Origin of the sequence: Pseudomonas sp. NPDC077451, assembly GCF_044543345.1 — a bacterium.
In the GTDB taxonomy this organism is placed as follows: Bacteria; Pseudomonadota; Gammaproteobacteria; order Pseudomonadales; family Pseudomonadaceae; genus Stutzerimonas.
This window is the reverse complement of sequence record NZ_JBITVX010000002.1, coordinates 317,670-330,928: the sequence shown is the minus strand read 5'-3', so window position 1 is coordinate 330,928 and position 13,259 is coordinate 317,670. Positions and strand designations below refer to the sequence as shown.

10 protein-coding genes and 2 tRNA genes are annotated in these 13,259 nt (G+C 60.4%); 4 read left to right on the top strand and 8 right to left on the bottom strand.

Translation table 11 applies throughout. The annotated features are described in order from the left end of the window. Positions 1-630: 630 nt before the first annotated feature. The 3 genes from bamJ to ACIGHL_RS05275 all read right to left on the bottom strand — a co-directional run bounded on the left by bamJ (position 631) and on the right by ACIGHL_RS05275 (position 1,781). Positions 631-1,383 carry a BamJ family beta-barrel-assembly machinery protein gene (bamJ, locus tag ACIGHL_RS05285; protein ID WP_181689953.1) on the bottom strand — a complete coding sequence of 251 codons (753 nt, stop codon included), beginning with the start codon at positions 1,381-1,383 and terminating at the stop codon, positions 631-633. Between the two features lie 232 nt (positions 1,384-1,615). After that, positions 1,616-1,692: transfer RNA gene (locus tag ACIGHL_RS05280), tRNA-Asp, on the bottom strand. A gap of 13 nt (positions 1,693-1,705) precedes the next feature. Next, positions 1,706-1,781, bottom strand: a tRNA-Val gene (locus tag ACIGHL_RS05275). Positions 1,782-1,996: 215 nt separating this feature from the next. Here ACIGHL_RS05275 and rdgC point away from each other — a divergent pair. The 3 genes from rdgC (at position 1,997) to sugE (ending at position 4,369) form a co-directional block, all read left to right on the top strand. Then, positions 1,997-2,917, top strand: coding sequence for a recombination-associated protein RdgC (gene rdgC, locus ACIGHL_RS05270; protein ID WP_128119565.1), 921 nt, complete (start codon positions 1,997-1,999; stop codon positions 2,915-2,917). A 62-nt stretch (positions 2,918-2,979) separates the two neighbouring features. Beyond that, positions 2,980-3,924, top strand: a complete 945-nt coding sequence (locus ACIGHL_RS05265; RefSeq protein ID WP_128119343.1) for a bile acid:sodium symporter family protein — start codon at positions 2,980-2,982, stop codon at positions 3,922-3,924. Positions 3,925-4,054: 130 nt separating this feature from the next. Next, positions 4,055-4,369, top strand: coding sequence for a quaternary ammonium compound efflux SMR transporter SugE (gene sugE, locus ACIGHL_RS05260; protein WP_128119344.1), 315 nt, complete (start codon positions 4,055-4,057; stop codon positions 4,367-4,369). A 57-nt stretch (positions 4,370-4,426) separates the two neighbouring features. Here the strand turns inward: sugE and malK are convergent, their stop codons facing one another. Both malK and ACIGHL_RS05250 read right to left on the bottom strand, forming a co-directional pair. Further along, positions 4,427-5,542 carry a maltose/maltodextrin ABC transporter ATP-binding protein MalK gene (malK, locus tag ACIGHL_RS05255; RefSeq protein WP_128119345.1) on the bottom strand — a complete coding sequence of 372 codons (1,116 nt, stop codon included), beginning with the start codon at positions 5,540-5,542 and terminating at the stop codon, positions 4,427-4,429. A gap of 105 nt (positions 5,543-5,647) precedes the next feature. Next, complete coding sequence (locus ACIGHL_RS05250; protein ID WP_216706875.1) at positions 5,648-7,267, bottom strand: alpha-glucosidase family protein; 1,620 nt, start codon at positions 7,265-7,267, stop codon at positions 5,648-5,650. Positions 7,268-7,602: 335 nt separating this feature from the next. Here ACIGHL_RS05250 and ACIGHL_RS05245 point away from each other — a divergent pair, with 335 nt between their 5' ends. Further along, positions 7,603-8,880, top strand: coding sequence for a hypothetical protein (locus ACIGHL_RS05245; protein ID WP_128119346.1), 1,278 nt, complete (start codon positions 7,603-7,605; stop codon positions 8,878-8,880). A 47-nt stretch (positions 8,881-8,927) separates the two neighbouring features. On the opposite strand, the gene ACIGHL_RS05240 is transcribed toward ACIGHL_RS05245, so the two are convergent. The 3 genes from ACIGHL_RS05240 to malG form a co-directional block, all read right to left on the bottom strand. Continuing rightward, a complete protein-coding gene (locus ACIGHL_RS05240) occupies positions 8,928-9,476 on the bottom strand; it encodes a sugar O-acetyltransferase (protein WP_128119347.1) in 549 nt (182 codons plus the stop codon). A gap of 75 nt (positions 9,477-9,551) precedes the next feature. Next, positions 9,552-12,296 (bottom strand): HTH-type transcriptional regulator MalT, encoded by a 2,745-nt coding sequence (gene malT / locus ACIGHL_RS05235; protein ID WP_216706876.1) that lies wholly within the window; start codon positions 12,294-12,296, stop codon positions 9,552-9,554. A 63-nt stretch (positions 12,297-12,359) separates the two neighbouring features. Continuing rightward, positions 12,360-13,250, bottom strand: coding sequence for a maltose ABC transporter permease MalG (gene malG, locus ACIGHL_RS05230; protein ID WP_045428621.1), 891 nt, complete (start codon positions 13,248-13,250; stop codon positions 12,360-12,362). Positions 13,251-13,259 lie beyond the last annotated feature (9 nt).

Below are 13,259 nucleotides of genomic sequence, written 5' to 3'. Positions count from 1 at the left end.
CAGGTGATTCGCTTCGCTCACCCCTTCGGGGCCGCGCTGAAGCGCGTTCTGCTGCGCAGTCGAGTCCAGGTCGCGGAGCCAACTTCAAAGCCTCAGGTGAAAATCTGAGGCTTTTTTGTTTCCGTCGGACTCTCACCAGGGACGCTGTCCCAGGTGATTCGCTTCGCTCACCCCTTCGGGGCCGCGCTGAAGCGCGTTCTGCTGCGCAGTCGAGTCCAGGTCGCGGAGCCAACTTCAAAGCCTCAGATGAAAATCTGGGGCTTTTTTGTTTCCGTCGGACTCTCACCAGGGACGCTGCCCCAGGTGATTCGCTTCGCTCACCCCTTCAGGGCCGCGCTGAAGCGCGTTCTGCTGCGCAGTCGAGTCCAGGTCGCGGAGCCAAATTCAAAGCATCAGACCAGTGCCCGGCTTTACTTTGTAGGCGCTAACCTCTCACTCCCCACCAACAACGGTCTGTAGGAGCTCGCGTGCTGGCGAACCAAACACAGCCGTTATGCAGAACCGCATCACCACTGATCGCGCGCAAGCTCGCTCCTACAATGCGTAATCGGCGAACCAATTCTCACACAACGCTGACACTGGAAACTAAAACGCCCCGCATATGCGGGGCGTTTGGAACGCAAGGATCTGTTATTCCTTGGCAGCCTCGACAGCCTCTTCGACAGCTTCCGGTGGAGGCGTCGCCTCACCCTCTTCACCCTTGATGCCCAGGAGCTCAAGGTCGAAGACCAGAACGGAGTTGGCAGGAATCAGCGGGCTCGGGCTCTGCTCGCCATAGGCGAGTTCGCTCGGGATATACAGCTTGTACTTTTCGCCGACATGCATCAGCTGCAGCCCTTCGACCCAGCCTGGAATCACGCCGCTGACAGGAAGATCGATCGGGGTGCCACGCTTGATCGAGCTATCGAAGACCGTGCCGTCAGTAAGGCTGCCTTCGTAGTGGACAGTGACGACATCGTCCGGACCCGGCTGGGCGCCGTCGGCTTCTTTGATCACTTCGTACTGCAGGCCAGATTCGGTGGTCTTAACGCCTTCACGCTTGGCGTTTTCTTCCAAGAATTTCTTGCCAGCGGCGACGGATTCTTTGTTCATCTCGACCATGCGCTCTTCGGCACGAGTCTGCAGATAAGCGAAGGCTTCCATCAGCTCTTCATCGGTCAGCTTCTGATCTTTCTTGCCGATGGCATCATCGATGCCTTGCGCGACGGCCGTCGAATCCAGATCAGCCAAGCCTTCCTGCGCCAGGCTCTTGCCCATATTCAGGCCGATGCCATAGGAGGCTTTCTGCGCTGGCGTTTCCAGCTTAGCGCTGGTTTCCGAATCACAGCCCGCCAGGACCAGGCCAACCAGGGCTATCGCCGACGCCAAACGTTGAGGTCTCATTCTGTTTCCTTATTACCCAAGAAGTGGTGCAAAAACATTGCCGGAGCTTAGCAGCGAGCTCGGACAGTGGCTACCGAGCACACCGCGCTAATAGGTAAAGACAGTGAAAAGTACAGAAGTGCCGCACGAAACGGCGAAACAGGCAGAAGTGAATTCGAGGGCAAAAAAAAAGCGACCCTAAGGTCGCTTTTTTCGGGCCATCAAGGCGTTCAGTGGTCCTTGATGGCAAATATGGCGCAGCGGACGGGACTCGAACCCGCGACCCCCGGCGTGACAGGCCGGTATTCTAACCGACTGAACTACCGCTGCGCTAAACCTCGAGTGGTGGGTGATGACGGGATCGAACCGCCGACCCTCTGCTTGTAAGGCAGATGCTCTCCCAGCTGAGCTAATCACCCGTTTGCTCTCGAAGTGGGGCGCATTCTAGAGAGGGATCTGGACCTTGGCAACCCCCTTTTGAAAAAAAAATTGAAGAACTTACAAAGACTTAGGAAAGCCTCTGTTTATAGCCCGTTTTTGTGGTTTCCATCGGCATTGCCCTTGCGCAGGGTTGGCCTGCGTTCGCCGGAGGGGAATAATGCGCGCTTTGCTTTTACCGGAGTTTCAAATCGCCATGTGGTTTCGCAACCTGCTCGTCTACCGTCTCACCCAGAACGTCCCTTTCGATGTCGAGACACTTGAAGCTGCATTGGCCGCCAAGCCCGCGCGCCCCTGCGCCAGCCAGGAACTGAGCACCTACGGTTTCGTCGCCCCCTTTGGCAAAGGCGAAGATGCGCCTCTGGTGCATGCCAGCCAGGGCTTCTTGCTGATCTCCACGCGCAAGGAAGAGCGCATCCTACCCGGCAGCGTGGTTAAGGACGCACTGAAGGAAAAGGTCGACGAGATCGAAAACGAGCAGATGCGCAAGGTCTACAAGAAAGAGCGCGAGCAGTTGAAGGACGACATCGTCCAGGCGTTTCTGCCGCGCGCCTTCATCCGCAAGTCCGGCACCTTCGCCGCCATCGCGCCGGAACAAGGCCTGATCCTGGTCGACGCTTCCAGCCCCAAGCGCGCCGAAGACCTTCTTTCCACACTGCGTGAAGCCATTGGTTCGCTGCCGGTTCGCCCGCTGACCGTGAAAATTGCCCCTTCGGCCACCATGACCGACTGGGTCAAGACGCAGAAATCGGCGGATGATTTCTTCGTGCTCGATGAATGCGAGCTGCGTGACACCCACGAAGACGGCGGCACCGTGCGCTGCAAGCGCCAGGACTTGACCAGCGACGAAATCCAGCAGCACCTGGAAGTCGGCAAGCAGGTCACTCAACTGTCACTGGGCTGGCAGGACAAGTTGTCCTTCGTGCTCGATGACAAGATGGTAATCAAGCGCCTGCGCTTCGAGGAATTGCTGCAGGACCAGGCCGAACAGGACGGTGGCGATGACGACCTCGGTCAGCAGGACGCCAGCTTCCTGTTAATGATGCTGACCTTTAAAGAGTTTCTTCCCGCACTGTTCGAAGCCCTGGGTGGAGAGGAGATCCCGCAAGGAATCTAAACTGCCTCAGCGCCGGCAGTTGATGCTGACGGCGCTCCTTCCATCATTACAAGGTAAGTCCGATGCGCGCCCTCGCCTCCCTCAGCCGCTTTGTCGGCAATACCTTCGCCCTCTGGGTCCTGCTGTTCGCCGTTCTCGCTTTCTTCCAGCCCAGCTGGTTCCTGCCCGCCACCGCCTGGATCGTGCCACTGCTGGGGCTAATCATGTTCGGCATGGGCCTGACGCTGAAAGCCTCCGATTTTGCTGAAGTTGCTCGACGTCCACTCTGGGTCGCGCTGGGTGTCGGCGCGCAATTTCTGATCATGCCTGCTCTCGCCTGGGGACTCTGCACCTTGCTGGGCTTGCCAGCGGAAATCGCTGTCGGCGTGATTCTAGTCGGCTGCTGTCCGGGCGGTACCGCCTCGAACGTGATCGCCTGGTTTTCCCGTGGTGACGTCGCGCTGTCAGTCGCGATCACCGCCGTGACCACACTGCTCGCCCCGTTGGTAACGCCGACTTTGATCTGGCTGCTGGCATCGGCGTGGCTACCGGTCAACTTTGGCGCGCTGTTCATGTCCATCGTGCAGATTGTTCTACTGCCTATTGCCCTCGGCCTGGTCGCACGCCGTTTTCTGGGCAACCGGGTGCATCAGGTTGTCGATATCCTGCCGCTGGTTTCGGTAGTCAGCATCGTGATCATCGTTGCCGCCGTGGTTGCCGCCAGCCAGGCGAAAATCGCCGAGTCTGGTTTGTTGATCATGGCGGTTGTGGTGCTGCACAACAGCCTTGGCCTCGGCATCGGCTACCTGGTCGGACGACTGTTCGGCCTGCCACTGGCGCAGCGCAAAACCCTTTCGATCGAAGTGGGCATGCAGAACTCGGGGCTCGGCGCAGCCCTGGCCAGTGCGCACTTCTCACCTCTTGCAGCAGTGCCCAGCGCGCTGTTCAGCGTCTGGCACAACCTGTCAGGTGCACTGCTGGCGACGGTCTATCGGAGGATGAAAGACGACGGCCCGGACGCGCGCTGACACGGCCACCGGTCCGGCGCTCTTGCCCGGACCGGCTCGCTGTGGACAATAGCGCCCGCTGAGGACGACCTCAGGCTGTACACACTCACCGGGGACGGCCCCACCTGATTACCGTCCTGTCGAGGTGCGTATGTCCTGGGTCATTCTGTTTTTTGCCGGTCTGTTCGAGATTGGCTGGGCCGTTGGGCTGAAGTTCACCGAGGGATTCACCCGCCCTCTTCCCACATTGCTTACTGTCGCAGCGATGGCCGCCAGCCTGGGCCTGCTGGGGCTTGCCATGAAGGAGTTGCCGCTGGGCACCGCCTACGCCGTTTGGACTGGAGTAGGTGCAGTGGGAACGGTGATCGCCGGCATCATCTTGTTCGGGGAATCGATGAGCCTGTTTCGCCTCGGCAGCGTGCTATTGATCTGCACCGGACTGCTTGGCCTGAAGCTCAGTCATTGAAGCAGCATGACAGCTGGCCAACCGCCAGCCGTCATGTGCAATTGGCTAAATACCGCCTCAGCCGAACAGTGCCGGCTCCCGATAGTGCCGGTCACAAGCTTGGCCATCGGCCCGGAACAGGTGGCATTTGTTGGCCAACAGTCCCGTTGCGTAGGTCTGGCCCACCGCCACGCGGCGGTTACCGTCACTGGCAACTGCCACCATCTCGTCCACGCCTTCGAAGTTCAGATGCAGCAGATTGTGATCGCCGAGGCGCTCGGCCACTGCAATTTCGCCATGGAAGACGAAATCAGCCTGCTCGGGGTCAACGAAATGTTCTGGCCGGACGCCCAGGGTCAGCGCATCGCCTGGAGCAACCTGACTGCCATCGACCGGTAGCCGTAACGCGCTGCCCCCTGGCATCGCGACCTCCACCGACCCCGCATCGGCGCGTAACACCTTTACCGGCAGGAAATTCATCTGCGGTGAACCGATGAAGCCCGCTACGAACTGGTTCTTCGGGTAGTGATACAGCTCCAGCGGCGGCCCGACCTGAGCGATGCGGCCGGCGTTGAGCACGACGATCTTGTCCGCCAGCGTCATGGCTTCGACCTGATCGTGCGTGACATAGATCATCGTGGACTGCAGTCGCTGGTGCAGGCGCGAGATCTCGATACGCATCTGCACGCGGAGAAAAGCGTCGAGGTTCGACAACGGCTCGTCGAACAGAAATACCTTCGGTTCCCGCACCATGGTCCGGCCGATGGCGACACGCTGACGCTGACCGCCGGACAGATCCTTGGGTTTGCGATCAAGCATCTGATCGAGCTGAAGAATTTTCGCCACCGAGTCGACGCGACGTTTGATTTCAGCCTTGTCGATCTTCGCCAGCTTCAGACCGAACGCCATATTTTCTGCGACATTCATATGCGGGTAGAGCGCATAGGACTGGAACACCATGCCCACTGAACGATCCATGGGCGGCAGCTCATTGACCCGCTCGCCATCGATGCGCAACTCCCCGTCCGTGATGTCTTCCAACCCGGCAATCAGTCGCAACAGTGTCGACTTGCCACAACCGGACGGGCCCACGAACACCACAAATTCGCCGTCAGCAATATCCAGATCGATACTGCGGGTGATAGGGACGTCATCAAAGCTCTTGCAGATATTCCGCAGGGTTACGCTGGCCATTATTGTTGTTCTCCTTCAAACAGCCGCCACGACGCATCGCGGCAAGCGAAACGGGCGACAGCAACCCGGTCGAAACGGACCAGACGCCCGTCTCAACCGACTCGCTCAGCCAAGCCGGCGCGCAAATCCGAATCCATGCGCCGGCAAATGTACGCCGTGCCCCTCGAAAACGGCTGATGCCGAGGGCACGTCGAGGCCTTCGACCGGAGCCGACAGATCAAAGTGCCGTGCGCTATCGTCCATATTGAACAGACATACCCAAACCTCATCGTCCAGGCGGCGCTCGTACACCAGCAGCGCATCGTCATGGTAAACGGTGCGCATGCTGCCTTCGATCAACAAGCGCTGGTCCTGACGCCATGCAAGAAAACGGCGATAGATGTTGAGCATCGAATTCGGGTCTTGCTCCTGGGCGGCCACTGACATCGGCAGGTGACGGTCAGCCATCGGCAACCAGGGCTGCTCCCGACTGAAACCGCCGTGCTGGTCCCGATCATGCCAGGGCATTGGCGTCCGGCAACCGTCGCGGCCCTTGAATTCCGGCCAGAAGCGAATGCCATAGGGATCGACCAACTGCTCGAACTGCAGCTCGGCCTCATCCAGCCCCAGCTCCTCGCCCTGATAAAGGCACACGCTGCCGCGCATGGTCAGTAGCATCGCCATGAACATGCGGCCGCGCGCCAGATCAGGCTGATTGGCGAGTGCCCAGCGGCTCATGACCCGCACCACATCGTGGTTGCCGATGGACCAGCACGGCCAGCCGTCTACCAACTCGCGTTCCACGCAGTCGATGGTGTGCCGCAGAAAACCTGGGCTGCACTGTTCGGTCAGAAGATCGAAGGAGTACGCCATGTGCAGCGTGTCGCTGCCTCCCGTGTAAGCGGCCATGGTGCTCAACGAATGGTCGCAACCGATTTCGGCCACCGTGGCGCTGCCCGGATAGCGTTCCAGCAACTGGCGAATACGCCGCAGAAAGTCGAGGTTTTCCGGCTGGGTCTTGTCGTATACGTGCTTCTGAAAGGCGTAAGGATTGTCAGCGCGAACGCCGATACTGCCTTCGCGAATGTCATGGTTCGGCGGGTTGTCCCGCAGCTCGCGGTCGTGAAAATAGAAGTTCGCCGCGTCCAGACGGAAGCCGTCGACACCGAGTTTCAACCAGAACTCCATGTCCTCGAGCAGCTGTTGCTGCACCGCTTCGCAATGGAAGTTGAGGTCCGGCTGGCTGGAGAGGAAGTTGTGCAGGTAGTACTGCTTGCGGCGGCTGTCCCAGGTCCAGGCGGCACCGCCGAAGACCGACAGCCAATTGTTGGGCACGGTGCCGTCATCTTTCGGATCGGCCCAGACGTACCAGTCGGCTTTGTCGTTGTCGCGACTCGAGCGGCTTTCCTTGAACCAGGCGTGCTGATCGGACGAGTGATTGAGCACCTGATCGATGAGGATGCGAATGCCACGCGCATGGGCAACATCGATGACCTGTTTGAAGTCTTCCAGCGTGCCGAACAGCGGATCTACGCCGCGGTAATCGGACACGTCATAGCCGAAGTCCTTCATGGGCGAGGTGAAGAACGGCGACAGCCAAATGGCATCGACGTTGAGGCTGGCGATGTAGTCGATCTTCTCGACCACACCGAGCAGATCGCCGACCCCGTCGCCGTTGCTGTCGAAAAAGCTGCGCGGGTAAACCTGATATATGACGCCGCCGCGCCACCAGTCATTGCGATTCATACAACCAACCTTCGATGTTTGGGGGAACACGCCGCCACTCTAGGTGCGTCATCCCGCCGCAACATCCTCCCGGCAGCGCAATACCGAGGCGTATGGCTCGGGCGTAGAGGCGGCCTGAGCGGGGGGCGTAGAGCGGGCTGCCGGAAGTCGTGTATAGCCGCCCCTGTCATTCGTCATAAAAATGTCGACAAACAAGCGAATCGACACTTATCTGTCACGAGCGGTATTTAGGATCGATGCAGTTCCAAGACTGATCCGCAGTAGCCGCCGCCCAGCAGACCTGCGCAGCCGCCCAGTCAGGAGCGACACGCATCCAAAATCCATGGAGAGATGAAATGTTCAAGTGCAAGCCCCTCGCAGCCGCCATCATCGCGATTCTGGCCACTCAGGCTCACGCCCAAGACAACAGCGCAGAACAGAATCAGAACGGTGCCGACAACATTGTCGAAGTGACTCAGACTGGTGGTCAGGACAACATTTCCTACCAGGCCCAGACCGGCGCCAGCAACGACGGCATGGTGACCCAGACTCAGGCCACGATGTCCGACGCCGTGCAGACGCAAACCGGCGACCTGAACCGCGCGGACATCGTGCAGACCTCGACCGTGCAGAGCGAAGCCATCCAGCTGCAAAGTGGCGACAACCATGATGCGAGCATTGTCCAGAGCGACTCCACCGGCGCCACCGCTCGCCAGTACCAGGCGGGCAGTTTCAATACTGCGTACACCGAGCAGACCGCAGCTGACCTGAGCACCGCCGTTATCGACCAGGACGGCAGCGACAACTTCGCCGAATCCATCCAGAGCAACACCGAACTGAGCGTTTCGGAACAACGCCAGATCGGCAATGACAACGTCTCGCTGGTCTGGCAGGAAAATGGCGCGCGCAACGACGGCGTGGTTAATCAGGAAGGCAACGGCAACGACGCTACTGTCTATCAGATGGACGTTTCTGACTCCGTCGCTGATATCGACCAGCAGGGTGATATGCAGGTCGCGTCCGTCACCCAGGAAGGCGCCGAGCATAGCGCTGAGATCCGGTCCAACGGACTGCAGAACGAAGCCTACATCGACCAGAGCGGCTCGCTGCAGACCGCGTCGATCTACCAAGACGGCACCGCCAACAGCGCCGACATCTTCCAGGTTGGCGATAGCAACACCGCCAGCACCGAGCAGACCGGCAACAACAACTATGCCATCGTCGATCAAGACGGCAGCATGATGACTGCTTCGCTGCAGCAGAACGGGCAGTTCAACGAGGCTTACGTCACTCAGGAAGGCACCGATCAGCTGATCGACTTCGCCCAGGATGGCTCTGACAACCTGCTCACCGCCAACCAGAGCGGCAACGGCAACGAGCTGACCGGTTCCAGCTACGGCGACAACAACCGCGTGGACGTGCTACAGGGCGGCGACCTCAACGTGGCCGACATCCAGCAGATCTATGGCTCGGACAACGAAGTCAGCTTGACGCAAGCTGGCCAGGACAACATGGCGACCGTGATTCAGGGCGGCGTTGGCAACCAGGCCATGCTGATGCAGAGCGGCATGGGCGACACGGCAATGGTGTCGCAGATGGGCTCGGGCAACATGGCCACCGTGACTCAGCAGTAAGCAGTGCCGGCAGCCGGCCTCGGAGCCGGCTGCCATTCTTAGGTCTATCAGCGACTACGGGCCGGATTGCCTACGACTGTCGTCCCCGCCGCCACATCCCGAGTCACCACACTTCCGGCTCCGATCACGGCGTCATCGCCGATGGTTACGCCCGGCAGAATGATTGCGCCACCGCCAATCCAGACATTCTCACCAATCACCACCGGACGGCCGAATTCCAGGCCGCTGCGGCGCTCTTCCGCGCTTCGTGGATGGTCCGCCGCGTAAATCTGCACGGCCGGCCCGATCTGCGTGCCATTGCCGATGCGCACCTCGACCACGTCGAGAATCACGCAGTTGAAGTTGAAGAACACATCGTCGCCCAGATGAATGTTGTAGCCGTAGTCGCAATGAAACGGCGGCCGAATCACAGTGCCTTCGCCTACGCTTCCTAAACGCTCTTTCAGCAAGTTACGGCGCACCGCCGGTGTTTCGCCGAGCGCTGCGTTGTAACGCACCATCCAGGCTTTGGCGGCGGCTTGATCAGCCTGCAACTCGGCGTCACCGGGACGGTAGAGTTCGCCGGCGAGCATCTTCTGTTTTTCGGTCATCGGCATGTCGGGCTCCACTGGAATGAACTGGCGCATTCGGCCTTGGACCGGCCGGATGCGTCATCGCTCGCATGCCACCCGCTATTCGCCCTGGATTTTGCTCAGCAGGCTGCGCGCCAGCTGCACAGCTTCGTTGCGATGGGTGATGTTGAGCTTCTGATACAGACTGCGGATGTGCGTTTTGATCGTCGTCGGCGCGACATTCAGGTGCTCGGCGATCTGCTCGTTGGACTGCCCGGCGTGGATCAGGCTCAGCACCTGCCACTCTCGGCGGGTCAGCGGCGAATGGCGGATCAGCTCCGGCACATCCGGGCGGTTGATGATGTCCTGAATCACCGCTTCGTCGAGGGTGATGCGGATCGCCCGGCTGAAGTCCCGCTGCTGTTGCGCCAGTTGGATCAGGCGATCGGCACGCTGGGCTTCGAGTTCGTCCAGACGCCGCTCGTGCTGCAGGGCCTTGAGCATAACGATCAGCAGCTTGCCGATACGCAGGAAGCTGCCGATGGCACCGGTGCTGCTGGCCAGGGTCAGCGCCAGCTGCAGGTTGTCCAGCGCCTGCTGACGCTCCTCGCGCAGCCAGTGCAGCTGCGCAAGCAAGATATGGTTGCGATTCAAGTCCATAACTAGGCCGTGCTGCTCGGCATCGATCTGCAGCTGCCGAAGGATCGGCAGCGCCTTGTCCGGCTGCTTCAGCGAGAGGTGGGCTCGCGCGTGGTTGCGGCCGTTGTACTGGGCGAAGTGATTGAGGCCGCGCTCGAGTGCTGGCGCCGTCAGCAGCCATTGCTGGATCGCGGTCTTGTCCTGGGTGGAGTCCCAGTAACTGAGCATTACCGCATGGGCGTTGGCGAGCCAGTCGACATGGTAATTGTCGTCGGCGAGCATGCTCTGCATCTTGCCGATGTAATCGGCGCAGGCGCTCTGCTGGCCGCGCGCATGAGCGATTCCAGCCAGCAGCGCGTAGCACTGCAGCAGCCAGCGGTCGCCGACGTCTTCGAGTATCTGGATGCCCTGCAGCGCGCACTGCTCGGCGGCATCCAGATGGTGCCACTCGAGCAGCACCTGACCACGCACGCGGTAGATGAACTCCATGATCGGGGTCGCCTGCAGGTCGGCCTGTTCGACGTACTGGATCGCCCGCTCCTGCAGCGAATAGGCCTTCTGTAGATAGCCCTGGGCAATGGCGATTTCAGAAAGCTGGCCGAGATTCCATACCACCAGATGCGAGGCGCGAATCTCACGGGCACGGCGTTCGGCCTCTTCATACTGCTTCTGCGCCTGCGGTAGCAGGCCCTGAACGAAATGCGCCTCGGCCAGGCCCGAGAGGGCTGCGACCTTCGAAGTACGCATGATCAAAGGCTCACGTACCAAGGCTTCCCGTGCCAGGGCAATTGCCTGCTCTTCATCACCACGGTTCATGGCGACCTGAGCGCGAACGGCGTTGAATTCGCCAACGATGCGCGCCCAGTCGTCTTCCGAACAGCTCTGCTGTAGGGCCTGCTCGCCGGCCTTGAACCAGCGTTCGACCTGATCGAACTGGTAGGAATTCTGCGACACCCAGGCCTGCAGCAGGGTCAACAGCGGCGAGCCGGCAATAACCGCCTCCGGCAGTGTTTCCAGGCATTGCTGCAGCAGCTCAAGACGGCCCTGACGGTAGAACTGCCGGCCGTGGCGCTCCAGCACTTCGCCGACGCGGGTCGGGCAGCCGGCCTGTACCGCATGCCGCGCGGCCTCTTCCGGCAGGTTTTCCGCCATCAGCGCTTCGGCCGCACGCAGGTGCAGATCGGATAGCCGCTGCGGCTGATGGGTGCGCAGTTCGCCCAGCACAAAGGTGGCGAACAATGGGTGGTAGGCATACCACTGACGAAGGCCATCCAGCGATTGCAGGAAGAGCCCGTTACGCTCCAATTGCTCGAGCATCCCGCGGGCATTGCAGCCCTGAGTCAGTCGGTCGGCCAGTGCTGCATTGAAGCGATCCAGCAGACAGGTCGCCTGGAGGAAATCCAGCGTGCTTGCGCCCAGGTTGGCAACGACCTGCTCGCGCATGTAATCGCGAATATACGGATGGCCGAGCTGCAGGTTTTCCAGGAACAGGTCCATACCACGGCCCGTCTGCACCTCCTGCAGAACCAGCTGCAATGCGCACGGCCAGCCGCCGATACGCCGGTTCAAGCGCTCGACCTGCTCGCGGTTGATCGAAACCGGCAGGCCCAGATCCAGCAGCGCCTGAACTTCGTCGGTTTCGAAGGCCAGATGCTGAGCGTCAACGGTAAGCAGCTGATGCTTGACCCGTAGATCCGCCACGCCCAATTCCGGCAGGCCGCGGCTGCAGACCAGCAGCGTCATCCAGGACGGCATGTTGCGCAGAAAGAAACGCAGCGCAGCGATGACTTCTGTGGTGTACAGCGTTTCGAAATCATCCAGTACCAGCAGCAGCGGTTCGTGCTCGCCCGGCAATTCGGCCAGCAGATGCGTAAGCAGCGTATCGAAAGCCTCCCTGCCCTGACCGGCCAGCAAGAGGCTGCGGGGACACCCATGCTCCAACTGAGCGTCGAGGGCGTGAAGCAGATAGCGGCCAAGCTGCAGCGGATCATTATCGCCCGGATGCAGCTGCAACCAGGCGACACGACCCTCGAACGCCCTTGCCCACTGGCACGCCAGGGTCGTCTTGCCGAAACCGCTCGGTGCGTGCAGTACAGCCAGCCGCACCTCGCCAAGACGTTGAAACCACTCGTCAAGGCGTGGCCGCGCCAACAGACCGCGCGGCAACAGCGGCATGTTCAGCTTTGCCGGTATCAGCGGCAAGGGTGCAGGTATCGCGGCGTTCATGGTCGTCTCCCGTTGTTCGTTCCCTGTTCGGGTGTCGTGACGCATCGAGCTGTCCTGGGTCGATTACCCCTTTACGCCTCCGGCTGTGAGCCCGCCGACGATCCACTTCTGGCAATACAGGAACACCGCGGTGATCGGCAGTCCGGAGAGCACCGCCGCCGCAGCGAAGTCGCCCCAGAGGTAGTTCTGATCGTAGAGATACTGTTGCGCACCGACCGACAAGGTGAGCTTGTCTACATCCATCAACAGCACCGAGGCAATGGGGTACTCGGTGACACTGGTGATGAAGGCGAGGATGAACACCACCGCCAGAATCGGCACGCTCATGGGCAGCAAGATGTGCACGAAAGCCTGCCAGGTGGTGGCGCCATCGACGATGGCCGCTTCTTCCAGCGAGCCGTCGATGCTTTCGAAGTAGCCCTTGATGGTCCAGATATGCAGCGCCATGCCACCCAGCGAAGCGATGATCACGGCGCCGTGGGTGTTAACGCCCAGCCAACTGATGTGCTCGCCCAACTGGTCGAACAAGGCGTAGATGGCCACCAGCGTCAGCACCGGTGGGAACATCTGGAAGATCAGCATGCCTTTGAGGATCGGACTCTTGCCGCCGAAGCGCAGCCGCGCAAACGCATAGGCGCTGGTGGTCGACAGCATGAGGATCAGCAGCGAGCTGATCAGCGCGATCTTCATCGAGTTCCACAACCAGGTCAGCACGGGGAACGGCGGGTTACTGACCTCACCGTTGTCGTGCACGTAGGGGATGCCCAGCGCCAGCGACCAGTGCTCCAAAGTCGGATTGTCGGGCAGCAGGCTACCGGTGGCGAAGTTGCCCTCCCGGAAGGAGATCGACACCACCATCAGCAGTGGGAACACGATCAGGGCGACAAAAGCGAGCAAGCCTGCGTGCGTCAGCCAGAGGCGGTATTTGACGGATTTCGGTTGAACCATGGCCATGTGCGTAAT

Excerpts from the sequence above, each read along its gene's own strand:
- bamJ (WP_181689953.1), bottom strand. The coding sequence starts at position 1,383 with ATGAGACCTCAACGTTTGGCGTCGGCGATAGCCCTGGTTGGCCTGGTC.
- sugE (WP_128119344.1), top strand. The coding sequence starts at position 4,055 with ATGTCCTGGGTCATTCTGTTTTTTGCCGGTCTGTTCGAGATTGGCTGG.
- ACIGHL_RS05240 (WP_128119347.1), bottom strand. The coding sequence starts at position 9,476 with ATGCCGATGACCGAAAAACAGAAGATGCTCGCCGGCGAACTCTACCGT.
- malG (WP_045428621.1), bottom strand. The coding sequence starts at position 13,250 with ATGGCCATGGTTCAACCGAAATCCGTCAAATACCGCCTCTGGCTGACG.
- rdgC (WP_128119565.1), top strand. The coding sequence starts at position 1,997 with ATGTGGTTTCGCAACCTGCTCGTCTACCGTCTCACCCAGAACGTCCCT.
- malT (WP_216706876.1), bottom strand. The coding sequence starts at position 12,296 with ATGAACGCCGCGATACCTGCACCCTTGCCGCTGATACCGGCAAAGCTG.
- ACIGHL_RS05250 (WP_216706875.1), bottom strand. The coding sequence starts at position 7,267 with ATGAATCGCAATGACTGGTGGCGCGGCGGCGTCATATATCAGGTTTAC.
- ACIGHL_RS05265 (WP_128119343.1), top strand. The coding sequence starts at position 2,980 with ATGCGCGCCCTCGCCTCCCTCAGCCGCTTTGTCGGCAATACCTTCGCC.
- ACIGHL_RS05245 (WP_128119346.1), top strand. The coding sequence starts at position 7,603 with ATGTTCAAGTGCAAGCCCCTCGCAGCCGCCATCATCGCGATTCTGGCC.
- malK (WP_128119345.1), bottom strand. The coding sequence starts at position 5,542 with ATGGCCAGCGTAACCCTGCGGAATATCTGCAAGAGCTTTGATGACGTC.